This is a genomic window from Limnobacter sp., assembly GCF_043511195.1.
Taxonomy (GTDB): domain Bacteria; phylum Pseudomonadota; class Gammaproteobacteria; order Burkholderiales; family Burkholderiaceae_B; genus Limnobacter.
Map to the genome: position 1 here is coordinate 1860158 of NZ_CP121330.1, position 21531 is coordinate 1881688.

The 21531-nt window shown below is 49.1% G+C and carries 21 protein-coding genes and 1 tRNA gene; 15 read left to right on the forward strand and 7 right to left on the reverse strand.

All coding sequences use genetic code 11. From position 1 onward, the window contains the following. Nucleotides 1–343: 343 nt before the first annotated feature. The gene (locus P0D43_RS08895) at nucleotides 344–1345 is read right to left on the reverse strand and encodes an NAD(P)-dependent alcohol dehydrogenase (protein ID WP_236550794.1); all 1002 of its coding nucleotides are present in this window, start codon (nucleotides 1343–1345) and stop codon (nucleotides 344–346) included. Nucleotides 1346–1535: 190 nt separating this feature from the next. Here P0D43_RS08895 and P0D43_RS08900 point away from each other — a divergent pair, with 190 nt between their 5' ends. The 3 genes from P0D43_RS08900 to P0D43_RS08910 all read left to right on the forward strand — a co-directional run bounded on the left by P0D43_RS08900 (nucleotide 1536) and on the right by P0D43_RS08910 (nucleotide 5338). Then, nucleotides 1536–1925, forward strand: coding sequence for a PEGA domain-containing protein (locus P0D43_RS08900; RefSeq protein ID WP_394672227.1), 390 nt, complete (start codon nucleotides 1536–1538; stop codon nucleotides 1923–1925). A gap of 205 nt (nucleotides 1926–2130) precedes the next feature. After that, a complete protein-coding gene (locus P0D43_RS08905; RefSeq protein ID WP_394672228.1) occupies nucleotides 2131–3474 on the forward strand; it encodes a DUF4105 domain-containing protein in 1344 nt (447 codons plus the stop codon). A gap of 10 nt (nucleotides 3475–3484) precedes the next feature. Beyond that, entirely contained in the window at nucleotides 3485–5338 is a 1854-nt protein-coding gene (locus P0D43_RS08910; RefSeq protein ID WP_394672229.1) for a molybdopterin oxidoreductase family protein, read from the forward strand. 10 nt (nucleotides 5339–5348) lie between these two features. Here the strand turns inward: P0D43_RS08910 and P0D43_RS08915 are convergent, their stop codons facing one another. Together P0D43_RS08915 and senA are read right to left on the reverse strand one after the other, a co-directional pair. Next, nucleotides 5349–6098 carry a putative 4-mercaptohistidine N1-methyltransferase gene (locus P0D43_RS08915; RefSeq protein ID WP_341238194.1) on the reverse strand — a complete coding sequence of 250 codons (750 nt, stop codon included), beginning with the start codon at nucleotides 6096–6098 and terminating at the stop codon, nucleotides 5349–5351. 6 nt (nucleotides 6099–6104) lie between these two features. Then, nucleotides 6105–7400: a selenoneine synthase SenA gene (gene senA, locus P0D43_RS08920; RefSeq protein WP_394672230.1), complete on the reverse strand. Its 1296-nt coding sequence runs from the start codon at nucleotides 7398–7400 to the stop codon at nucleotides 6105–6107. 44 nt (nucleotides 7401–7444) lie between these two features. Here senA and P0D43_RS08925 point away from each other — a divergent pair, with 44 nt between their 5' ends. Genes P0D43_RS08925 through P0D43_RS08935 form a run of 3 tightly spaced genes read left to right on the forward strand, consistent with a single transcriptional unit; the run spans nucleotide 7445 to nucleotide 8820 of the window. After that, the gene (locus P0D43_RS08925; protein ID WP_159568571.1) at nucleotides 7445–7981 is read left to right on the forward strand and encodes a hypothetical protein; all 537 of its coding nucleotides are present in this window, start codon (nucleotides 7445–7447) and stop codon (nucleotides 7979–7981) included. 47 nt (nucleotides 7982–8028) lie between these two features. Next, nucleotides 8029–8529: a thioredoxin family protein gene (locus P0D43_RS08930; protein WP_394672231.1), complete on the forward strand. Its 501-nt coding sequence runs from the start codon at nucleotides 8029–8031 to the stop codon at nucleotides 8527–8529. 15 nt (nucleotides 8530–8544) lie between these two features. After that, nucleotides 8545–8820, forward strand: a complete 276-nt coding sequence (locus tag P0D43_RS08935) for a MerR family transcriptional regulator (protein ID WP_394672232.1) — start codon at nucleotides 8545–8547, stop codon at nucleotides 8818–8820. Nucleotides 8821–8985: 165 nt separating this feature from the next. Here P0D43_RS08935 and P0D43_RS08940 read toward each other — a convergent pair whose 3' ends face one another. Continuing rightward, entirely contained in the window at nucleotides 8986–9429 is a 444-nt protein-coding gene (locus P0D43_RS08940) for a winged helix-turn-helix transcriptional regulator (RefSeq protein WP_394672233.1), read from the reverse strand. Between the two features lie 115 nt (nucleotides 9430–9544). On the opposite strand from P0D43_RS08940, the gene P0D43_RS08945 reads away from it, so the two are divergent. The 3 genes from P0D43_RS08945 (at nucleotide 9545) to P0D43_RS08955 (ending at nucleotide 12165) form a co-directional block, all read left to right on the forward strand. After that, complete coding sequence (locus P0D43_RS08945; RefSeq protein WP_394672234.1) at nucleotides 9545–10366, forward strand: oxidoreductase; 822 nt, start codon at nucleotides 9545–9547, stop codon at nucleotides 10364–10366. Further along, nucleotides 10363–11625 (forward strand): NADH:flavin oxidoreductase/NADH oxidase family protein, encoded by a 1263-nt coding sequence (locus tag P0D43_RS08950; protein WP_394672235.1) that lies wholly within the window; start codon nucleotides 10363–10365, stop codon nucleotides 11623–11625. The genes P0D43_RS08945 and P0D43_RS08950 overlap by 4 nt, the downstream gene beginning before the upstream one ends. Before the next feature lie 264 nt (nucleotides 11626–11889). After that, nucleotides 11890–12165, forward strand: a complete 276-nt coding sequence (locus tag P0D43_RS08955) for a hypothetical protein (RefSeq protein ID WP_394672236.1) — start codon at nucleotides 11890–11892, stop codon at nucleotides 12163–12165. 349 nt (nucleotides 12166–12514) lie between these two features. On the opposite strand, the gene P0D43_RS08960 is transcribed toward P0D43_RS08955, so the two are convergent. Further along, nucleotides 12515–13666, reverse strand: coding sequence for a hypothetical protein (locus tag P0D43_RS08960; protein WP_394672237.1), 1152 nt, complete (start codon nucleotides 13664–13666; stop codon nucleotides 12515–12517). A gap of 63 nt (nucleotides 13667–13729) precedes the next feature. Between P0D43_RS08960 and P0D43_RS08965 the strand changes: the two genes are divergently transcribed. Next, nucleotides 13730–14515, forward strand: coding sequence for a hypothetical protein (locus P0D43_RS08965; protein ID WP_394672238.1), 786 nt, complete (start codon nucleotides 13730–13732; stop codon nucleotides 14513–14515). A 117-nt stretch (nucleotides 14516–14632) separates the two neighbouring features. Here the strand turns inward: P0D43_RS08965 and P0D43_RS08970 are convergent, their stop codons facing one another. Beyond that, nucleotides 14633–16021, reverse strand: coding sequence for a phage/plasmid primase, P4 family (locus P0D43_RS08970; RefSeq protein WP_394672239.1), 1389 nt, complete (start codon nucleotides 16019–16021; stop codon nucleotides 14633–14635). 548 nt (nucleotides 16022–16569) lie between these two features. On the opposite strand from P0D43_RS08970, the gene P0D43_RS08975 reads away from it, so the two are divergent. Further along, complete coding sequence (locus tag P0D43_RS08975) at nucleotides 16570–18228, forward strand: recombinase family protein (RefSeq protein ID WP_394673717.1); 1659 nt, start codon at nucleotides 16570–16572, stop codon at nucleotides 18226–18228. On the opposite strand, the gene P0D43_RS08980 is transcribed toward P0D43_RS08975, so the two are convergent. Next, nucleotides 18185–18261 (reverse strand) — tRNA-Met (locus P0D43_RS08980). The genes P0D43_RS08975 and P0D43_RS08980 overlap by 44 nt on opposite strands. A 127-nt stretch (nucleotides 18262–18388) precedes the next feature. On the opposite strand from P0D43_RS08980, the gene P0D43_RS08985 reads away from it, so the two are divergent. The 4 genes from P0D43_RS08985 (at nucleotide 18389) to rluB (ending at nucleotide 21526) form a co-directional block, all read left to right on the forward strand. Continuing rightward, nucleotides 18389–18883, forward strand: coding sequence for a YiiD C-terminal domain-containing protein (locus tag P0D43_RS08985; RefSeq protein WP_394672240.1), 495 nt, complete (start codon nucleotides 18389–18391; stop codon nucleotides 18881–18883). Between the two features lie 9 nt (nucleotides 18884–18892). Next, nucleotides 18893–19108, forward strand: coding sequence for a DUF1289 domain-containing protein (locus P0D43_RS08990; RefSeq protein WP_159568748.1), 216 nt, complete (start codon nucleotides 18893–18895; stop codon nucleotides 19106–19108). Nucleotides 19109–19569: 461 nt separating this feature from the next. Then, on the forward strand, nucleotides 19570–20184 hold the full coding sequence (gene scpB, locus P0D43_RS08995) for an SMC-Scp complex subunit ScpB (protein ID WP_159568747.1): 615 nt from the start codon (nucleotides 19570–19572) through the stop codon (nucleotides 20182–20184). Continuing rightward, nucleotides 20156–21526 carry a 23S rRNA pseudouridine(2605) synthase RluB gene (gene rluB, locus P0D43_RS09000; RefSeq protein WP_394672241.1) on the forward strand — a complete coding sequence of 457 codons (1371 nt, stop codon included), beginning with the start codon at nucleotides 20156–20158 and terminating at the stop codon, nucleotides 21524–21526. The genes scpB and rluB overlap by 29 nt, the downstream gene beginning before the upstream one ends. Nucleotides 21527–21531 lie beyond the last annotated feature (5 nt).

The following is a 21531-nucleotide window of genomic DNA, read 5'->3' on the forward strand; positions in this document are numbered from 1 at the left end:
ACTTGCCCGAATTTATTTTGCGAACAAGTGTTGACTGAACAAATGTTTGAAAAAAATCACATTTTTTGTCATTTCATGTAACAGTACCTACAGAAAATGCGACAAATTCTGAGTATCAACTTGAGGTGATTCCCCAAGGTTCCTGATTTATAAAGGGTTTAATTTCCCTCTATATTTCATCCAGGTGATAAATTCGTTGCAAATTCCTGCAGTCCTCTCTGAGCTATTTTCGGTCTTTGGCCGTTTTTTGATGTATTCAGAACCCTCCCACCTAGGGTCCCCTCAATGTGGTCTTGAAACAATCACATCAAAGGGTGGGGGTGGGGGGGTAAAAAGAGGGGGATTAACGGGACAGCACCACTCTAAAGCGGGGGCTTCCATGGCGTACTTTGTCCAAGGCCTCATTAATTTGATCAAATGAGTACGATTCAACAATCGGCTCGATTTTGTGAAGACCCGCAAACTTCAACATGTCGGCGATCACCCGTGGGCTGCCCACTGGCGACGAAGAAATGGTTCGCTGTTGGCCCATCAATCCAAACACGCCAATGTCCAGTGGTTCCAGCACAGCACCCAGAAAGTGCAGCCGCCCCTTGGGGGCCAGGGTGGAAATGTAAGCGTTCCAGTCAAGCTTCACATTCACCGTCGACAAGATCAGGTCGAAAGATCCTGCGGCTTTTTTGAGTGCGTCGGGATCTTTGCTGTTCAACACATGGTGTGCGCCCATACCCAATAGCTCGTCGGTTTTGGATGGATTGCTGCTAAAAGCAGTGACCTCGCACCCCCAAGCCTTTAAAAACATCACGGCCATGTGGCCCAAACCACCCACGCCAATTACAGCCACTTTGCTTTGCGGCGAAATATTGAATTGCACCAAGGGGTTGTACACCGTAATGCCACCGCACAACAGCGGGCCAGCCGTGGCAGGGTTGACACTCGCAGGAATTTTGACAGCACTGATCGCTTGTGCGCGCACTTTGTCGGCAAAGCCGCCATGCCGGCCAACAATGGTGCCTTTGGCTGTGCTGCACAGGTTGTGGTCGCCGCCCATACACATTTTGCAGCTTTCGCAATAACCTGCGTGCCAACCCAGACCCACCACGTCGCCAATGGCCAAGTGGCTTACATGACTACCCACCTTGCTCACGCGACCGATAATTTCGTGGCCCGCCACCATGGGGTATTTGGCTCGGCCCCAGTCGTTGTCCAGCATGCTGATATCACTGTGACAAATACCGCAGTGGTCCACATCGATCTCAATGTCGAATGCGCTTAATTCGCCAGGGTCGTATTGAAAGGGTTTCAACGGGCCTTTGGCCTCGAAAGCTGCGTGTGCATTGATCATGATTAATTCCATTAAGGGACCAAAAAAAGGGGGGGTGCCTGTTTTTTATTTACTTTGATTTTGGATACAAATAGTATCCCCAAACCATTCCTGCCCCGGTTTTTTTACTGAAAGCATTGCGGGCATTTTTGAATGGAAAAAACTTCCTGTTCAGGAAAATAAAAATCAATTCTAAAAAGGTAAAAATAACATGAATAAATTTATTGCCCGTGCCGTTTTCGGCGTTGCAGTGCTGGGTGTTACAGGCTGTGCATCAATTATGTCCGGCAAAGAGCAGCAAATTTCCGTGAACTCCAATGTACGTGGCGCCACGGTTCTTATCAATGGTGCAGAGGTTGGAAAAACACCATTTATCGGAAAAGTCAGCAAGCCCAAAAATGGCGAAGGTAACGTGATTACATTGCGTGCAGACGGTTACGACGAGAAAACTGTTGCGGTTGAGACCACCATTGAGCCTACTTTTTGGGTGAATATTTTGACTGGCGGTCCATTTGGTTCTACGACTGATTACAGTTCTGGTGCCATGTACAAACTGGGCGACGGCAATTTCAACATTGACTTGATCAAATCGGGAAAGTAATCACGAGCGATTGTATCCCGGGCGTTAATTCATGGATCTTGATGCATTTTTCAAGGTTAGCCCGGGAGTGGTCTGTCGGTCATGGACCTTATTTAAGGTCTCTCTACAAAAAGACCCGAAGTTCCGAACAGACCTTTGACGACTGGCTCGCGCTCAAAAGGGCACTCATCGACGAATACTCGCCAGCAACACTTTTCGATCTTGCATGCTTGCTTTCTTATTAGCCCGTTCATGGCGGTTACAACTTCAGCTGGTTCTGTTACTTGTTACGTTTGTAAGCCCTGCTTGGGCCGGTGACATCAAAAACTATCCCAAGGCCAGCATTGTCTTTTCTGCAGCCAATCTGAATGATCCCGAAAGTGTTTTTGGTCATGTTTTTATCGTGTTTCACCACGAAATGCGGCCCGAACCCGACGATCCCGTTGTGGAGTTTTACGGGAACCTGAAAGACATCGACTACGCAATGGTTAAAACTGTGCTTAGCACGGTGCCTGGCCAGTACAAATTTTCTACTTACGCTGACAAACTCCGGCTTTATGATCAAGAGGGTCGGGATGTCTACGTTCGACCTTTAAGAAAAGAAATTGCCATTCCAGACTTGAAGACGAAAGTAAACGATGCACTTGGTCATCGTTTTGAATATGATTTTCTGAATATCAATTGCGCCTTTTACATTGAGTTGCTTCTTGTCCAGTCCGATGAGGTGTTAAGCAAGGGCTGGCGTATTCGACAACCCCTTGATGTCTACCTGAATTACGGAGATCGTGAAGGCGAGTTTGTCATTAGATCGGCGGATCGTTTGTTGGCTGAGTTTGAATCGGTACCCGATTGGCAACTGAATAAACAGGAAGGGCTCGAATATTTCTCTGCTTACAAAGCATTGGTCGATTCAAGTGTGAAGTCCGATCTGAATCAAGCTGCAAAGGTGTTGATGACAAGGTCTGAGCCCAGTTCTGGAGTGCTTGCGCCACGTGTATCTGAACGGCGCAGTAATCTTTACATGGCGGCTTCGTCGGGTGTATTGGATGTTTCCTACATGGCGTTTAATTCAGAAAACGCCTGGTTGACGGACCCATTGCCCAAGCCCAGTCAACTAGAAGTTGCTGAGGTCAGGGCACGATGTGTAACCCATGCAGATACAGACTGCATTTTTGGCGTTGCATTGTTCAATAATCGCACTTTTCCCGCAAATGGCTGGGGCAAGTCTAAAGTGCTGTCAAGTGGTGTCCGCCTGGATCAAGGTCCCCAAGCCAATGCTCAAATTGGCCTTGGCGGTGGTTTTGGTCGCGTTTTCGACCTGCCTGTATGGCTGGGGGTGGTCCCACTCGCTCAGGTGGATACCCAATATGGCGGCACGCTTGGGCTGACGGCATCGCTACTGCATGTTTCATCCGCTTTTCGAACTCACCTACAATTGGACTCCAATCCGAGACATAATCCCCTAGATAAAACACAAATAAATTTCTCGGTTACACACCAAGCCACTGGTTTATCCGTTCAATGGAACGATGTCGATAAGGGGGTGTTGGGTTACCGTCTGATTTTCTAGGGAGACAATTTTGCAAACCTATCGCCGTGCATGCCATTTGTGCGAGGCCATTTGTGGCCTGAAAATTGAAGTTGAAAACAATCAGGTTGTTTCCATCAAGGGCGATGAACAAGACCCGTTCAGCCGCGGACACATTTGCCCCAAGGCTGTGGCATTGAAAGACATTCAGGAAGATCCGGATCGATTGACCAAGCCGGTGAAGAAGGTCGATGGCCAGTGGGTAGAAACCACCTGGGAAGATGCAATCGAGCTGGCCTGTGAAGGCTTGTTCCAGGTGCAACAAAAATATGGTGCGAACGCTGTGGGGGTTTATCAAGGCAACCCCAACGTACACAACTGGGGCCTGATGACCCACAGCGCCAATTTTTTGGGTTTGCTGAAAACCCGCAATCGTTTCTCTGCAACTTCGGTCGACCAGTTGCCCATGCAGTTGTTGGGTTACTGGATGTTCGGGCACCAGTTGCTCATCACCATTCCCGACATTGACCACACCAACTATTTCCTCATGTTGGGCGCCAATCCGATTGCCTCCAATGGCAGCCTGATGACCGTGCCCGATGTGGCCAAGCGAATTAAAGCCTTGCAGGCGCGCGGCGGAAAACTGGTGTTGATCGACCCCAGAAAAACTGAAACCGCGCAGATCGCTGACAGCCACCATTTCATAAAACCGGCCAGCGACGCTGCCTTTGTGTTTGCACTGATCAACACAATTGTTGGCGAAGGCCTGACCCGCATGGATCGTTTGGCCCACCACAGTGAAGGCTTGTATGCCGCCTTGGGTGCCATTTCAAAGGTAACACCGGAAGTGGCGCAAGCTGAATGCGGCATTGATGCTGAAACCATTCGCCAAATTGCTCGTGATTTTGCCAATGCGGGCAAGGCAGTTGCTTATGGACGCATGGGTGCATGCACGCAGCGCCATGGCACCTTGGCGCAGTGGGGAATTCAGTTGCTGAATTTTGTAACAGGCAACACAGACCGGGTGGGTGGAAGCCTGGTGGCCAACCCCGCGCTCGACTTGATCGCTGCACCCAACAGCAAGCCAGGCAGTTATGGCCGCTGGCACAGCCGGGTTAGCCAAAAGCCTGAGGCCTTGGGCGAGTTTCCCAGCGCCATCATGGCCGAGGAAATTCAAACAGAAGGGGAAGGGCAGATCAAAGCGATGGTGACCATTGCAGGCAACCCAGTGTTGTCCACGCCCAATGGTCAGCAGCTAGACAAGGCCATAACCGGGCTTGATTTCATGGTGTCAGTGGATTTGTACATCAATGAAACCAATCGCCATGCCGATGTTATTTTGCCCACGACTTCACCCCTGGAACATGATCACTATGATTTGATCTTCAATATTTTTGGCGTGCGCAATCAGGCCAAGTACAGCGCGGCCACTTTGCCCAAACCTGAAGGCAGTCTGGATGACTGGGAATTGATGGATAAGCTGGCTGCCTGCTACAGCGCCAAACTTGGAAAACCAGCCCGGCCACTTATTGGCAGACGCCACATTCGCAGCAACAATTCCTGGATGCACAATTCAGAACGCTTGGTGAAAGGCAAAAACCGTTGCACCGCCATGGTAAATCCAGCCGATGCAGCACGCTTGAATTTGCAGGAAGGCCACAGCGTGCGGGTGCGTAGCCGCGTGGGCGAAATTACATTGTCCGTGGAAATATCAGAAGATGTAATGCCCAGCGTGGTCAGTATTCCCCACGGCTGGGGACACGACAAATCGGGGATTCGCTTGCAGGTGGCTGCTGCGCATGCAGGCGTGAGCTGCAACGATTTAACTGACGAACAATGGCTGGACGAGCCCAGTGGCAATGCAGCGGTGAACGGTGTACCGGTCACCCTGATTCCAGTGCCTTAGCCATTGGATATTAGCCAGGCTTTCTTTCCCACACGGTCATTTCTGCAAGGCTGTGCTGGTATTTGCGGGCAGTTTCGCGAATCACAAACGGAACATTCATTGGTTCCCGAACCTGTGTGAAATGGGGTGCAAGCACGGCTTGCATACCCTGCAACATGGTTTTGGGGTTTCCGTTTTCTTCAATTCCGCCGAGCCAGTTTTCTTTCGGGGTGTACTCAGTCAGCAGCGTGTAGGGTGAGCTGATCACCAACAGGCCGCCGGGCACTACGCGGTGGGGCATGTCGTTTAAAAATTCGGTGGGGTTGTTTACCCGGTCAATCAGGTTGCCCGCAAATATCAGGTCGTAGCCGGTGTGTTCTGGCCCCAGTTTGCAGGCGTCGCCTTGCGAGAACGCCACGCGTTGGTCACAACCACCATAATCAAAATCGCCAAGCGACACTTGCATGGCTCTACCCAAATCGCCTTCATCGTGCAGAAAGTAATTCAGCGTGTTGCCTTGTTGCAGTTGTTGTGCGGCATGAATAAAACGGGCGGAAAGATCGACACCAACGGTGGCATCGAACCCCAAGGCCAGCTCGAAAGTGCTTCGGCCAACGGCGCAACCCAGGTCGAGCGCTTTGCGGCGAGGCCGATTCCCCATGAATTCCAGGCAAAGTTGCGCACAGCGCACCGGATAGTTGGGAACATCAAAATAATCAATGCCGTAGTGAAAAGCCAGGTACTGGTTTAATAACTCGTCGGTTTCGTAAGGGTTGTACATATAGCCTTATTGGGCGCAGGTTCTAAAGCCGACAAACACATCGTTGCGGTCGGGTGTATAGGCTTGGCGGTAGGTGCCGCGAATGAGTATGGACGAAGTAGCACACGAGCCACCGCGCACCACTTTGTGGTCGCCGAATTGCAAAGTCGACATGAAGGGGTACATGTCCATGGTGAATCCGTCGTATGGGAAAAACAGGCTGTTGGTCCACTCCCACACGGTGCCAATCATTTGTCGGCAGCCAAACGGGCTGTCACCCTTGGGCAGGGCGTTTACTGGCAGCCTGGCCAGGTTGGTGCTGTCCATGTCGACCCAGTGTGCTTCCATGGTGTTGCCCCACGGAAACTTGTTGAACGTACCCTGTTCACGGTTACCCAACGCCGCAACTTCCCATTCAAACTCAGTGGGCAGGCGTCGCCCGGCGAACTTGCAATAGGCTTGCGCTTCCCAATAACTGATGTGTTTAACCGGTAGCTCGCCCTGAACAGGCAACCATTGGTCGAAGCAGCGTTCAAACCAAACACCGTTTTCATGTTTCCAGAACAAGGGGTGCCTGGCACCGCTGCCGTTGCGCCACTTCAGGCCCGCCATGCTCCAGTATTGGTCGTTCTCGTATCCACCAGCCTGAATAAAGGAAAGGTACTCGGCATTGCTCAGCAGGTTTTTCGAGATTCTGAATGCTTTCATGTCAATCACAAAGCCGGGCTTTTCATTGTCGAAACAGAAGTCTTCTGTTGCGAAATGTTCAGAATCGGGCGGCATACCAATGCGGTAGCGGCCTGCGGGAATTTCAATGTCTTGCGTAACAACTGCCTGCGCGGCCAATTCGCCCGTTTCACTGGTGGAGTAGGGGGGCGGCGCATAGCCCAGGCTTTGGCGCGCCCACACCATCGACTCAATGTGCATGTTCAGGTGAAAAATGGCGTACTTGTACAGATACAAATCACGGTCTGTCAGCGGTTTGCTTTCAATTCGCTGCCTTACCTTGTTGAAGGTGTCGTCAAAGTAGCGCAGGGTGTCGGGTTTATCCGGAAAAAGTCCTTCCTGCCAGCGGTCTTCGTGCCCCAGCTCGAAGGAATCCCAAATATCGTCCAAGGCGGGGTTGTACGCGGGTAGCTTGTCCAGGTTTTGCAGAATGAACCGTTCGAAGAAAAAAGCAGCGTGCCCAACTTCCCAAATGGGCGGGTTGATTCCCGGCAAATAAGGCACCTTGACCTGGTCTGCATTCAAGCTATTGAGTAATTCGAGCACGCGCTCGCGGCTTTGTTGTAAAGAAGCGAGTAAGGATTGCTTGTTATTCATCGTGGTGGTACTACTAATGGGTTACACATAATTATAGGTTACCCATGCCCATTAAATCGATATTGCGCACCTTGACTGTTGCATCCACCGCACTCTTGATCGCCAGCGGCAGTGCCTATGCCGAAAAGCCTGAGAAAGGAAACGGCAACCAAGGCAAGAACAAAGAACAAAATGAACAACGCGGGCAAAAGGAAAACCGCAATGGCGGTGGCAACGAGAAAGGCCAGCGTGCTGAAGGCCGAGATTCTGGCCGAGACGGTGGTGTGTCGGTGTCGTTTAACTTTGGCCGCACTGAAACCCGCATTGTGCGGGATTACTACGGTGGCCAGGTCGCCAAAGGCAAGTGCCCACCCGGGCTGGCCAAGAAAGGCAATGGTTGCCAGCCCCCAGGGCAAGCCAAACAGTGGCAAAAAGGCCGCGCCTTGGGCAGCGGTGTTCGCTATTACGACATTCCCAATGAATTGCGTATTCGCTTGCCTGTGCCACCCTTGAACCACAAATATGTTCAATTGGGCACAGACCTGCTGTTGATTGCGGTGGGTACAGCCATTGTGGTGGATGCGATTGACGGGATTTTCTAAACAATTGTTTTGAGTTTGATTGAACTGATTGCCTACTCACTTCACTTATGAAATTGATTGCAAGCCACCCCATTTGCAGCGTTTTGTTGGTTGCATTTTGTTTGGTGTTCTCGTCGCAAACCTTGGCTCGCGAAATCGAACCCAAGCCCATGCATTACGAGTTGCCCAATTGGTTCAAACAAACTTTTCTTGAAATTCCTGTTGATATTCAAGATGCACAGTCACGGGGCAAAAAGCTGTTGATTTTCTTTCATCTTGACGACTGCCCTTATTGTGCTTATCTGCTTCAGGAAAACTTTACGCAAGGTGCAAACCGGGAATTGATCGAAAGCAAGTTTGATGTTGTGGCGATTAATGTTCGTGGCGACTTGCCAGTGAACTGGATTGACGGCACGGTCTATTCTGAAAAACAGTTGGCCAGAAAGCTGGGTGTGTTTGCCACCCCGGCTGTGCTGGTGCTGGGGCCCAAACCCGAGGTAAGCAAGAAGATTATGGGTTATAAAAAGCCCGGAGTTTTTATGGAGCTTTTGGGCTTCGGTACACATTGAAATGCGAGCCTGAACATGCACATTGGTGAACTCGCAAAAAGCGCTGGTGCTTCCCGCAAGGCGATTTATTTGTATGAAGAATTGGGTTTGATACAAGCGCCACTTCGAAAGGGCAGTTACAGGGTGTATGCCCCCGAAACAGTGGATCAAGTAAAAACCATCAAATGCGCGCAATCGCTTGGTTTCAGGCTCAAAGAGCTTGTGTTGCGCAATTTCAGACACATACGTGAAGGGTGCGCAGGCTGCTGGTCACGAAGTTCGATTGCTCAGCCTTCCCAGGTTGAAATTTGATCCGATTCTCCTGTTTTGTGGCGTCAAACCTGTCGCTGTGAGCAGTTTGGGATCGGTCAAGAGTTCGCACGCAACAACCCGTGAGAAATGGCTGTCGCGTGCCTATTCTTATGGTTTTAAGGCTTGAATGGCGTCTTGGTCAGCCGCCCGGTGTTCTTCCTCTGTTCAACTTTCATCGCTAAATCCCATTCGAATCGGGCGAGTTCCAATTTTTGCACCTGTAGACTCATCAATCGCCACCGGTTGAATTTCTGTTCCAGCTTCCGCGTCAAAAAATTTCACCAGCTTTCCGCCACCCCGATACTTGCGGCCCCACGCACCAATCATGAACAACACAGGCAAAAAGTCCCGACCCGCCTCGGTCAACAAGTATTCCTCTCGCGGTGGGTGTTCGGAGTAGCGGTGCTTTTCCAACAATCCTTCTTCCGTTAACACCGACAAGCGCTTTGTCAGCATGGTGGGTGCAATACCCAGGCTTTTGCGGAAATGGTCAAAGCGGGTAATGCCCGCATGCGCGTCCCGCAAAATCAAAATGCTCCATGCGTCGCCTACAAAAGCAAGGCTTCGTGCGATCGGGCAGGGGTTATCCGAAATATTTTTACTGTCCATACTATTTTGATAGTGACTTTATTTAAAATTGCGGGTAAAGTGAGTTTCGTTTTGATAGTAACAACTTGCTGATCAGAAATCCACTGACATTTTGCACCCACGGGAGATTTAAATCATGAACAAGAACAGAGGGCCGGTTGCACTGGTAACAGGTGCGTCTTCCGGTATAGGGCTGGTCACCGCTCAAAAACTTGCAGCAGTTGGTTATCGAGTATTTGGCACCAGCAGGCGCCCAAGTGCCGACATGCAGCACTCGTTTGAAATGTTGCCGCTCGATGTCGACAAAGACGAATCCGTTGCGGCGCTGGTCAATCAAATCATTGAATCAACAGGCCGAATAGATTTGTTGGTGAACAACGCTGGTCGGGGTTTGTCTCCAGCCGGTGCGGAAGAGTTTTCTCTTGAGCAGGCTCAAGCCATTTTCAATACCAATTTTTTCGGTGTGGTGCGCACCACCAACGCGGTGTTGCCACACATGCGCAGTCAGCAAAGTGGCCGCATCATTAATATCGGTTCGGTGTTGGGTTTTTTGCCCATGCCTTACATGGCTTTTTATGCGGCAAGCAAGTATGCCCTGAAGGGGTATTCCGAATCACTTGATCACGAGCTTCGGACCATGGGCATACGTGTATCGGTAATAGAGCCAGCCTTTATGAAAACCGCCATTGAAGCGAATTCGACTCAGGCCGAATTTCCCATGGATGAGTATCAGGACATTCGAATTGAACTTCAACAGCGCTTGGCCAGAATGGTTGATACCGCAGAAAACCCTGCAGTGGTGGCCGATGCAATTCTGAAAGCTGCACAAGAACCCAAACCCCGCCTTGCTTACACAGCAGGTACAGCCGCCGCCCGCCTGAAAATGATGAGCAATGTGTTGCCTTCACGTTTTTTGGATGCTGGAATTCGTAAAAATTTAGGACTGAGAACACGATGAAACCATTTGCCCAACCCGAAACCAATTTGTTGAATCGCCCATTTGTATTGCCCAATGGTGTCGAGTTACCCAATCGCCTGGCCAAAGCAGCCATGAGTGAGGCACTTGGAACCTATGACAACCATGCCACATCAAAAATTGTTGAGTTGTATCGTCGCTGGGCCAAGTCTGGCATTGGCCTGATGTTCAGCGGCAATGTCATGATTGATCGCAAAGCCTTGGGCGAGCCGGGAAATATTGTGATCGAAGATGAATCTGATCTTCCAATATTGAAGCAATGGGCCAATGCCGCAAGGGAAGAGGGCGTTTCATTGTGGGTGCAGTTAAACCATCCGGGCAAGCAGTCGCCCAAGGGATTAAACCAATTCAATTTGGCACCCTCCGCCATTCCCTTTCGGCAGGATATGGCTGCATTTTTTCTCACTCCGCGCGAGGCCACTGAGGCGGAAATTCAAGACATCATTCAACGTTTCGGGCGCAGTGCAGCGATATGCAAAAAGGCGGGTTTTGGCGGTGTGCAAATTCATGGTGCACACGGTTATTTGATCAGCCAGTTCCTGTCGCCACATCACAACCAGCGAACAGACCAGTGGGGTGGTAGCGCGGAAAATCGTCGCCGGTTCGTTATGGCGGTTTATTCTGAAATTCGCCGTCAAGTCGGCCCCGACTTCCCTGTGGGTATCAAGCTGAACTCCGCCGACTTTCAAAAAGGTGGTTTTACTGAAGAAGAATCGATGGCCACCATTGAGACCCTTTCAGCCGCTGGAATTGACTTGATCGAAATCTCTGGCGGTACCTACGAGGCACCCGCCATGAGCGGTGTGGTTGAACAAACCAAAAAAGCGTCGACCTCCAATCGCGAAGCGTATTTTTTGAGCTTTGCGGAGAAGGTGCGAGCCCAGGTCAAAACGCCACTGATGGTAACGGGTGGTTTTAGAAGTTACGCGGGGATGAACTCAGCACTGCAATCGGGTGCACTCGACATTGTGGGTTTGGCACGTTTGCTGGCCATCGATCCTGATGCACCCAAAGCGCTGCTTGCTGGCCGCGACTGCAATTATCAGGTACGCCCCATTTCGACGGGAATCAAGGCAATCGACAAAATGGGCATTATGGAAATACTGTGGTACTCACGTCAGCTGAAGCGTATTTCTGAAGGTGGAAATCCGAGACCGAATGAAAGCGGATTGTGGGCGTTTCTTGCGTCCATCATCAAAAGCATTTGGGGAACGAACAGAACCAGGAGGTTGCGGGCTTGAATGAAAGAAAATAAAAAAGCCCAACTTTGGAAAGTTGGGCTTTTTTGTATTTGGTTGCGGGGGCAGGATTTGACATTAATCTACTAGGGTATGGCTTCTGCTTTGATAACGAAACTACGAATAGTATGCTTTGAGACAACCTGTTCCTTTGTCATGATTCGAGGGGCGGGTTCGTCACAGTTAAAAACGGTGAGGGATATGTGTGAAAGTTTCAGGTTTGTGATGTTTGTGGCTTGGGTGGTTACCTCTGCATTAGGCTTTGTCATGACATCATACGGTGTCATGCGTCAGAGCTTTTTTGATGCTTCAAGAGGGCGTGGGTTTGGCGAGGGAAGATATGGCGAAGGGGTGTATGGCGGCGGATTGTCAAGGTTGCAAGAACTGATAGTAAGGATTGGGATTGCTTTAAAGTTACTGCCTAAAGATCGCAATCTCAGTTTGACAGATCAGAAAAGAAATGCAGCGTTTACTGTAGTTGGCGTTTTTTTCCTAGCTTTGGCATTGATTTTAGATATCTTTGATAGATATTGTAATTTGTAAGCAAGATTATTGAAAAAATATCTTCAAGTAAAAATTCTGTAGCCGATGTAATAAACCACTAGACCTGACGCGACCCCTACTATTTTTCCATATTCTTTTGTGAATTCAACACCAACATACGCTGCAAGGCACAAGAATATCAACATCCCTAAAACTGTGCCTAGCCCCTTTCGTCCATCCTTTGAGCGAAGAGCACTTGCGATAATTAAGCCAAGTATCACGCACACTAAAATCAAGCCAAATGTACCGCCAGAGGCAGGCACAGAGTCTCCAGCGTAATAGTCATAGTTTCGTGCATTGGTATTGCCGCAAAGTACTAACGTCGAAAGACTACAAAATAAATATTTATTTAGAAGCAATTGATAATGTTCCCATTAATTACGCAAGTGGTATTGTTTCCCCTGTTTAAACTCTCAAGTTGGGTTCTATGGCTCTCATTTAGCTGGTTACTCATTTGCTGTAAGCCTTTCGAAATCGCATTCATGCGATTGCTGAACTCGATTGCTTTTTCGCTCTGATCCCGAGCAATGAGGTCGTTTTTGTAATTGTCCAGTCGAATTTTCATTTCAGATTGAAAAATTTCATTTTTGAATTCTTGTTTTTTTAAAAACTCTGAAACTGATATTTCTCTGGACAAAAGTTCTAATGTGAAAGTTTGATAACTTAAAAATCTATCTGCGATTGGTTCGCCAAGATATGCGTTGTTTGTACTAATTCTATCGATCGTTGAATTTAGACATTCACTATTTGCTAAAGAGTATTTACCGAATGCTATTGATTCATCTGGAGTGAGTATTGTGTTTCGATTAAGTGCTTCTTTGTATAGTGCTGGTTCCTTCTTCTTAGATGGAGCGATTTTTGTAGTTGCATAGCTGTATTCAGTAAGATAAATGTCTTTAATTTTTTCTTTGCATGCTTCGTGAGCGTTTTGAATGGTTTGCATTGTATTTATAAATGCTCGTGCCTCCCTTTCCGCAGGGGTTTGAACTGTTGCGCAACCCGTCAGTAAAATTAAACCGGTATATTTTGTTAAATTATTGATGATTTTCATATTTACACTCTTTGTGGCCGGATATTTCTTCAATCGTATTTTGGCGTTATACCATGAAAATTTAAGCTGCCGTGAATTCCTGAAATGCGCGCAGGCAGCGCTACCAATGGGGGAGCCGACATCCGCTAGTGGCCCCAGCCAGCTAGAGACCCGCCCACGGGTCGGCAGGATGTTGGGGGCGCAGCCCGTCGCCCAAGCCATAAGGCACGGGAAACCCGCTTGAGACAGCATTGGGCAGAATGCGCAATCAACTGGCGTTAGTGCGGCGTCCAGCAAGCACGAAAAGCGGGTTTCCCGCGCCTTTTCACCTGCGTCAGCAGAGAAAGGCGAAAGGGGCGACCTTTTTGTCCGGAATGCCCAGCGTCCAGCAGGGGCAAGGGTTCGAAGGGGCGTCCAGCCCCGAAAGAACCCGTTGACGGTTTCATTTTGCAGTTCGTTTATCTGTTCCATCCCCCTCGAACAAACTAACGCCAAGTAAAAAGTAGTGGCTACACCTCCGAAACAGGAGGTGCCATGATCACAAAAAACCCACGTAAAGTTGCCATTCTCAACCGCTTAAAAATTCTCCAGTTCGTAAATCGATTTGGTTGGCTTAGAACAAGAGACCTTGCTTGCCTTGTTTGGCTCCCGTCTCGAAGGGGCGATCCAGGTCAGCCGCCAGATTTTCTGCCAGCCTCGGTGACCAGTAGTGCGCTGAGAATGGCACAGCGCACAATTCGCTCACTTCTGGCGTCCGGCTTTTTGTTGCAGACCAAGGCTCCTGATGGCGCCCTGGTCTATAGTCTTTCTCAGCGTGGTGCTGATATTCTTCGGCAAACAGGGGTAGAGGCAAAGTCAGGAAAAGATCTGCTCAGGGCTCACAGCATCGGATATTACCGGCACCGCTGCATATCAAACGAAATCGGAATTTCTGCATGGTTGGCTGGGTGTAAGTTCACGACAGAGAACGAACTGGTTAGGGGTGATTGTCCGTATCTAAACAAGGCATTCGGGAAGGTGCCAGATGTTCTTGTTCGTCATTTTGACCATTGGTTCTGGATTGAAGTTGAGCGTAGTCGTAAGAATCAATCTGATTATCTTCGGTTATTGCATTGGCTTGAATCTATCAACACCAAGCCACAAGACCTGTTGACTGGATTCCCAAGCGCCAGTGTGAGGGTCATTTTTATTTGTCGAGACGCATTCGAGAAGAGGTTGCGGGCAGACTTAAAGAAGCGGGGATGGAGTGGGTCACAAATTGACACACTCATTTCCTTCAAGGTGTCGCTATACAGTTTTGAAGTCATACCATTAAGCTAAATTTCGAGGTCAGAATGGTGGGGTAGGGCGACCCACCATTCCAGCTTGGCGATTAACTTCGCACGATTCGAGCGCAACAGGCGCTCACAACCACCGCGCCCGTGGTTGTCTAAATATTCAGCAATTCTTTCTTGTCAGTTTCAAATTACAGCAAACTACTTGAGTACCACTGTTCACCCGTGGTCGGTGATCTGCTTCAAGATTCGGAATCGCTTTTCGCATTGCTTTCCAAAATTGGACGATATTAAGGACTCGAACTTGACCGTGTTTGCACCATTCCTGATATTCGTTATAAACAATACCTTTGGGTGTGTGTGCTTTATCACTGATTGTCACTGGCTCTTCCAAGAGCCAGGCATACACCGAGTCGCTTTCAGCACGATTTCGAAGTAGGGCTGCCTCCATTACCGCGGGAATTCTTGGCTCAAGCCTAAAACCTCTTTCCATTACCCTCGATAGCCCCTCGAGCGCCCAATTCAAAACCCCAGACAAATCCTCTGCAATGATGCGGTCAGCCAAAAATGGATCAATCTTGTCGGGCGCAACACGCTGTTCAAATGGAACGACTTCGATTCTGCGCCACACTCCATCACTGCTGTCCTTTATCGAAGGCAGCACATTACCCATTGCGATGATCCTTGCTGTAACACGGGTTGTAATAGCCGAGCGATGTTTTCTGTTGATTCTTAAAGTTTCGCCAGTAATGAGCGCTTTCAGCGTTTCTTCGTGCAGACCGAATGTTGGTAGTTCATCGCAGTAAAGCAAACTGGCCTCTACCGCTTCGGCCAGGCTGAATCCATCAAGATCATTCAGTCGAAGCGCTGCGATACTGCTATGCAGCGCTTTGACCACTCGCGCCAAACATGATTTTCCGTTTGCTCCACTGCCAATCCAAAGTTGCATTTTTCCGAGTGATAGCCCAGTGGCGAGGGTGGATCCAACATATTCCTGGACCCTATTCCGAACATCCGTATCTGGAAGAGTGTCCATGATGAACTTGTCGAAATAACGGGTATTACTTCGCTCCGGCTGGTACTCGCAAGTCAGCACATGCCGTATTCCATGCTCTTTTGATGGCGGCAAAATTTCAATGCCACTTGAGCCTATTCGTAAATACGCATTTTTGCAGGCAATGATTCTTTTATCAGTCTCTGGTACTGGTTCGACATGCCGGACCAAGGCCATAACGCACGCTCGCGCATTGATATCAGATGCAACAAACGATTCGTTGTTCACCAGCCACTTGTAAGCAGTGTCCGCGATGTCGCAATGCTGCACACGCTCAAATACATGTCCATTCCACTTGTAAAGCTCCTCTGCATGCTTAAAAAAGCTCTCCTGTTGCTCGATATATTTGACGAACTCATGCGGTTCAAAACGTTTGGTTTTTCTATTGCTGTCGTCGCTTTTGGCTGTGACGGACTCAACTGAAGCCTTATTGATCTTGAAGAGTTCTTTAATTTTTTCAATGAGTTTACGATTTGAAGATGTGGGGGTTGCTTTCATTTTTTCTCCTGTAAAGGAACCGTGTAGCAACCGCACATTTCTCAACTTACATGCTTGGAAACTTCAGCACGGCCAGTCCAAAAAAGTCCTTTAAGTGGCTCGCTGAGTAGACTGAGCAGGGTGAAATAACAGATAGTTTTCCTGAGAGAGGGTGTTTGTTTGGAAGCTGTTCTATTTGGTCGTGGACCCGATGCTGCTCACCCTAAAAGTGGGTGAAAATTGATTGAAATAAAAAAATAATTAGTGGTTTTATTCTAAAAATATAGAAACATTAAAACAGATATTTAAAAGGTATTAATCAAGTAACTTCTAGGATTTGTTGCTCAAATTTTACGTTTTTCGACAGAAAACGCCAAGTTCGTGAAAGGTCGTTGCCTATACGTCGCTCCAAAACAGCCACAGGGCAATTTCGATGAAAAAAGACGTAGTAACAGCAAGTAACAGCTCAGTGTTTGAGTCTGTTGAAAACCTAGTAGTTGAGATGCTTCTCAACAATTTAATTAATGAGTTTATGTCGACAAACGTCACAACCAAATTGGAGCAAAAAAATGATTAAGGCCATCGCATATTACCGATTCAGCACAGAGCGTCAGGATTCATCCTCTATCGACGCACAGCGCAGAAACTGCGAAAAATTTGCAGCGGAAAACGGTATCGAAATAGTTGAGTCTTTTGCTGATGAGCACATGAGTGGCTCAAATACTTTTAGGCCAGCGTATCAGGCCATGCTAAAAGCACTTCAAGATAAAGGTTACAAGGTGCTAGTGGCAAATGATCTGAGTCGCTTACACCGAGATATTGGTGATGAAAGTCAATTTTTTAAAAAAATGAATTTCCTCGATGTTAGTGTGCTAACCCCTCAGGGTTTCGACTCTAGCGATCCAAATGCTATGCAATACGTGCAATTTGGTTCCATGATCAATGAGTACCATCGCAAAATGGTTTCCTATCAAACGAAAGTTGCGCAAAAAGCTGCGTTGTCTCGCGGTGGAGTAGTGAGTGGCAAGTCATATGGTTATGACCATCGAAAAGATAGGGATACTCGCTTGGTCATAAGAGAAATAAATAAAAGTGAGGCAGAGGTTGTAAGGCAAATCTTTCGCTTGTTTGATGAAGGGCTATCACCTCTCTCGATTGCGGAGCATTTGAATGAAGCTGGAATTCCTTCTCCCAGAGGTGGCAAATGGAGACGCAGTACTATTCATGGCGATCCTAAAGATCATTCTGGAATCCTTAATAATCCTCTCTACAACGGTGTGGATTTTTATGGGAGAGGTTCTTGGCTGAGCAACCCCGATAATGGCAAACGTACACGAAAAGGGCAGCCGAGAGAAACCTGGCATGAAACGTTAGTACCACATCTGAGAATCGTTGATCCTGACCTCTGGGCACGTGTAAAAAAGCGCCAAGATAAGATTTCTCATAAATCGACCTTACAGAAAGCCTCTAAAGGTCCTAGAGCCGGTAATGGCGCAAATCCAAAGTATCTGCTCTCAGGGTTTCTTAAATGTAAAAGTTGTGGTGCGAATTTAACCTTGGTTAATGGAAGTAAGTATGGTTGCGCCAGTCGGAGGGATGTTGGGCGCAATTCATGTTCTTTCAGAAGCCTAGTAAAGAGAACAGAGATTGAAAAAATCGTAATCGAAAGTTTTAAGTCTGTCCTGAAACCAGAGGCATTGATTCCAGTTGTAAGGTCTAGATTCGTGTCTGCTCTAAAGGAAAGATCTAAAGTTGAGCCCTCCGTGACGCACATAAGGAAAGAGCTTTCTGCGGTTACCAAAAAAATTGCCAATTTAACGAACGGAATAAAGAAAGGAATTGATCCAAGCCTGTTTGTGGATCAACTGAATACTCTGGCGGCTAGGCAGAAGTATTTGACCAGTCAGCTTGCCACCAGTGGAAAGTTGTCATCTTTGTCTGAACTAGAGGCTTTGGCTGAAAAAGCGGCAGATCGCGTGCCGGAGATGTACAAAGCCTTCGCAGATGTACTGGTTACCAATATTTACAAAGCTCGTGAAGCTATAGGTTTGCTGTGTAATAACCAGATCGTGGTGAGTACTGATGTAAATGGTCAGATCAGAATTGAAAAAACCGCCCTGTTGGGCGGTTTTTTTCGTTTTTCGCTCGGTGTGCCAAAATTTTTTGATACACCGGAGATAAAGCTGGTTGCGGGGGCAGGATTTGAACCTACGACCTTCGGGTTATGAGCCCGACGAGCTGCCAGACTGCTCCACCCCGCGTCTGGTAAGAACGAAACTATAGCGGGTTTCCGCCTTGTGTGCAAGTGCACAAACGCAGTTCAACCCACAAACATCCCCTCAAAAACCTTTATCCTACTGAAACCACAAGAAAAATTCGCAGCAAAAAATGTTTAAAAAATTTCTGAAAGACCTTTCAAACAAGCCCGAGTTCATGCGCAGGGCCATGAATTTTTATGCACCATTGCGCGGTGCGGGCATTCATGTTCATCACATCAGCGCCAATTTCGACGAAGTTGAAGTGCACATGCCGCTCACGCGCCGCAATAAAAACATCATGGGAACTCAGTTCGGCGGCTCACTGTATGCCATGGCCGACCCCTTCTTCATGCTTGTGCTCATGAAGCGTTTGGGCAGTCACTACCATGTGTGGGACCAAGAGGCGAACATTCGTTTTATTGCGCCAGGCAATTCACTGGTCAAGGGCGTGTATCAAGTCAATGATCAAACGCTCAGTGAAATCAAGTCCAAAGCAGCCACGGGCGAAAAGGTATTGCACACATTCGAGGTCGACATTACCCACGCCGATGGCTCGGTTGTCGCACACGTCACCAAAGTGCTCTATATTCGCCTGAAGAAGCAACACCGTCCCAACTCCAACTAAAGTAGCAACATGTCAAAACCTGAATACGCCAACCTGCCCGTGTGGCCCGAAGCCGATACCCCCTGTGTGGGATTTTGTTCAACCAACCTTGGCGACGACGTTTGCATGGGTTGTGGTCGTACGCTCGACGAGGTTGATGGGTGGTTGTTCAAAAGCGATGAGGAAAAAGAGGCCGTCTGGAAGCGCATCCGCCAAGCGGGTGTTGGCTATCGTTGGGAAAGCTGAAATAGCAAGCGCGGTTGGTCTCTAGAGCGCATGCTCAGTTTTTAATCAAACAACCAAAAACTGCACAAAATCAACGGGCTGAAAATTTTATCCACAGCGAATCGGGAAGGTTTTCCCCGCCCAGTGTGGATAAGTTCCACAAGCCTCGGGGTAAGCCACAGTGGGGATGTTCAGCGCACCGAATCGGGGCACACTGTAAATGTCTCCGACCCTCCATGGGTTACTTTCAGATACGGCTCGCCCAGGTGAGCCGTTTTTTTTGAAATTAATTGTGTGATCAAGTGGTTGCTGATCGGTGGATAACGTGGTTACAATGCGCCATCGGTTTATAAAATGCCCGTCGCGCAACTCGTTTCACGCTGCGCCCCTGCACCCCGCTGGCAACAGCCACCTCGGCCTGCAGGACCAATCGGCACTATTTCCCTATCAACACCTGAATTTCTTAAAGTGAGTCCGCCTGGATGGATCCCCAGCGCGCTAAAAACATATTAGAAGCAGCTCTGCTGTGTTCGGTTGAGCCCATTGCGGTCAAAGAATTGATGCGTCTGTTCGACGATGCCATCGACGCCTCAGTGGTTACAACGCTATTGGAAGACATCCGCCGCGACTGGACCCACAAGGGTTTGGAGCTGGTGCAGGTTAAAACCGGATGGCGCTTTCAAACCCGAGATGACGTTAAACGTTACCTTGAGCAAATGAATCCTGAAAAGCCCCCGAAATACTCAAGGGCTACCATGGAAACCTTGGCAATTATTGCCTACAAGCAGCCGGTTACCCGGGGCGACATCGAATCCATTCGTGGTGTCACTGTGTCTACCCAGGTCATGAAAGCACTTGAAGATCGCGGCTGGATCGAGTCAATCGGTCACCGCGATGCACCGGGGCGCCCAGCACTTTGGGCCACAACGCCCCAGTTTTTAGCCGACCTTAATTTGGTCAGCCTAAGCGATTTGCCTGCACTGGACGATGAAAAAGACCAGCAGCTGGCTGATGAGTTACAAAAAGTCATTCCATTTGATGTGGATGACAGTGATACAGCGGAAAACGATGAGAACCAACAAGCGCAAAGCAACTGAAACACTCGATACCAACCCGATTCCTGAGCAAGTCATTGTCAGTGTCGACAGCGAGAGCCACGACATGGAGTGGGGCGAAGTACTGAATCAGGTTGAAGGGCTGAAGTCTGAAGAAAATGGTGGCGCAGGCAAGAATCGCAGCAAATTGAATGTGCGGCTCGATCCCGAGTTGGCGCCCAAGTTGCACAAGGTGCTGGCCGATTCCGGCATGGGTTCCCGCCGTGAAATGGAAGAACTGATTGTTGCTGGCCGGGTTTCGGTCAATGCTGAGCCTGCCCATTTGGGGCAGCGGGTGTTGCCCACCGATCAGGTCCGTGTGAACGGCAAGCTGATCCAGCGTAAAAACAAATCCAAGCCTCCACGCGTGCTCATTTATCACAAGCCCGCAGGCGAAATTGTCTCAATGGACGATCCCCAGGGTCGAGCCACCGTATTTCAGAAGTTACCCAAAATATCCAATGGCAAGTGGATTGCGGTAGGCCGTCTCGACTTCAACACCGAAGGCCTGTTGTTGTTCACGTCCTCGGGCGAGTTGGCCAACCGTTTAATGCACCCCCGCTATGAAGTTCAGCGTGAATATGCAGTGCGTATTCTTGGCGAATTGACCGAAGAACAACGCCAGCAATTGCTGACAGGTATTCAACTTGACGATGGCCCTGCCAAGTTTCTCTACGTCGATGCCGCAGGCGGCGAGGGCGCCAATCGCTGGTACAAGGTCGGTTTGAAAGAAGGGCGCAACCGAGAGGTTCGCCGAATGTTCGAGGCCTGCAAACTTACCGTGAGCCGTCTGATCCGCACCCGGTTTGGTGACATTTTGATGCCTTCCACGCTCAAGCGTGGTCGTCACATGGAAATGGAAGCGCTTGAAGCCATGTCGTACATGCAGTCCCTGGGCTTGAAGGTGGATGAGTCCGCCCAAGAAGGGGCCATTCGCCGTGACAAAAAGAACATTGGCTCGAAAAACAACAAACGCCGCAATGGTCAGCCCTTGATTGATCCAGGCCTTGCCTTCACCACGCCCACACAAACCTACCTCACGGTTTCCGGTGCGACAGCGGCGGCGGCTTTGAGCAATCAGAACAATTTGTCATCTGCCGGCGGCTCTGCTCGCCGTGGAAATGGTGGTGACCGCAATGGCAACAGGGCGGGTGCCAATGGCAACGCCAGTGCGCCTGCCGGTAAATTTGCAGGTGCGGGAAAGCGACCCGCCGGGCCACGTGGCGCAGGTGCCCGCACTGGTGGGCCTTCAGCAGGGGGTGGTCCAGGTCGAGGCAACGAAGCCGGAAACGGCGCGCCCCAGAAACCGCAGCAGCGCAGACGCAGGAAAGCCCCCACCATGTAGTTCCC

Coding starts and splice junctions, on each gene's coding strand:
- P0D43_RS08915 (WP_341238194.1), bottom strand. CDS start 6,098: ATGTACAACCCTTACGAAACCGACGAGTTATTAAACCAGTACCTGGCT.
- P0D43_RS08970 (WP_394672239.1), bottom strand. CDS start 16,021: ATGAAAGCAACCCCCACATCTTCAAATCGTAAACTCATTGAAAAAATT.
- P0D43_RS08925 (WP_159568571.1), top strand. CDS start 7,445: ATGCCCATTAAATCGATATTGCGCACCTTGACTGTTGCATCCACCGCA.
- P0D43_RS08985 (WP_394672240.1), top strand. CDS start 18,389: ATGTTTAAAAAATTTCTGAAAGACCTTTCAAACAAGCCCGAGTTCATG.
- P0D43_RS08905 (WP_394672228.1), top strand. CDS start 2,131: ATGCTTGCTTTCTTATTAGCCCGTTCATGGCGGTTACAACTTCAGCTG.
- rluB (WP_394672241.1), top strand. CDS start 20,156: ATGAGAACCAACAAGCGCAAAGCAACTGAAACACTCGATACCAACCCG.
- P0D43_RS08935 (WP_394672232.1), top strand. CDS start 8,545: ATGCACATTGGTGAACTCGCAAAAAGCGCTGGTGCTTCCCGCAAGGCG.
- P0D43_RS08930 (WP_394672231.1), top strand. CDS start 8,029: ATGAAATTGATTGCAAGCCACCCCATTTGCAGCGTTTTGTTGGTTGCA.
- P0D43_RS08950 (WP_394672235.1), top strand. CDS start 10,363: ATGAAACCATTTGCCCAACCCGAAACCAATTTGTTGAATCGCCCATTT.
- P0D43_RS08945 (WP_394672234.1), top strand. CDS start 9,545: ATGAACAAGAACAGAGGGCCGGTTGCACTGGTAACAGGTGCGTCTTCC.
- P0D43_RS08900 (WP_394672227.1), top strand. CDS start 1,536: ATGAATAAATTTATTGCCCGTGCCGTTTTCGGCGTTGCAGTGCTGGGT.
- P0D43_RS08990 (WP_159568748.1), top strand. CDS start 18,893: ATGTCAAAACCTGAATACGCCAACCTGCCCGTGTGGCCCGAAGCCGAT.
- P0D43_RS08940 (WP_394672233.1), bottom strand. CDS start 9,429: ATGGACAGTAAAAATATTTCGGATAACCCCTGCCCGATCGCACGAAGC.
- senA (WP_394672230.1), bottom strand. CDS start 7,400: ATGAATAACAAGCAATCCTTACTCGCTTCTTTACAACAAAGCCGCGAG.
- P0D43_RS08975 (WP_394673717.1), top strand. CDS start 16,570: ATGATTAAGGCCATCGCATATTACCGATTCAGCACAGAGCGTCAGGAT.
- P0D43_RS08895 (WP_236550794.1), bottom strand. CDS start 1,345: ATGATCAATGCACACGCAGCTTTCGAGGCCAAAGGCCCGTTGAAACCC.
- P0D43_RS08960 (WP_394672237.1), bottom strand. CDS start 13,666: ATGGAACAGATAAACGAACTGCAAAATGAAACCGTCAACGGGTTCTTT.
- P0D43_RS08965 (WP_394672238.1), top strand. CDS start 13,730: ATGATCACAAAAAACCCACGTAAAGTTGCCATTCTCAACCGCTTAAAA.
- scpB (WP_159568747.1), top strand. CDS start 19,570: ATGGATCCCCAGCGCGCTAAAAACATATTAGAAGCAGCTCTGCTGTGT.
- P0D43_RS08955 (WP_394672236.1), top strand. CDS start 11,890: ATGACATCATACGGTGTCATGCGTCAGAGCTTTTTTGATGCTTCAAGA.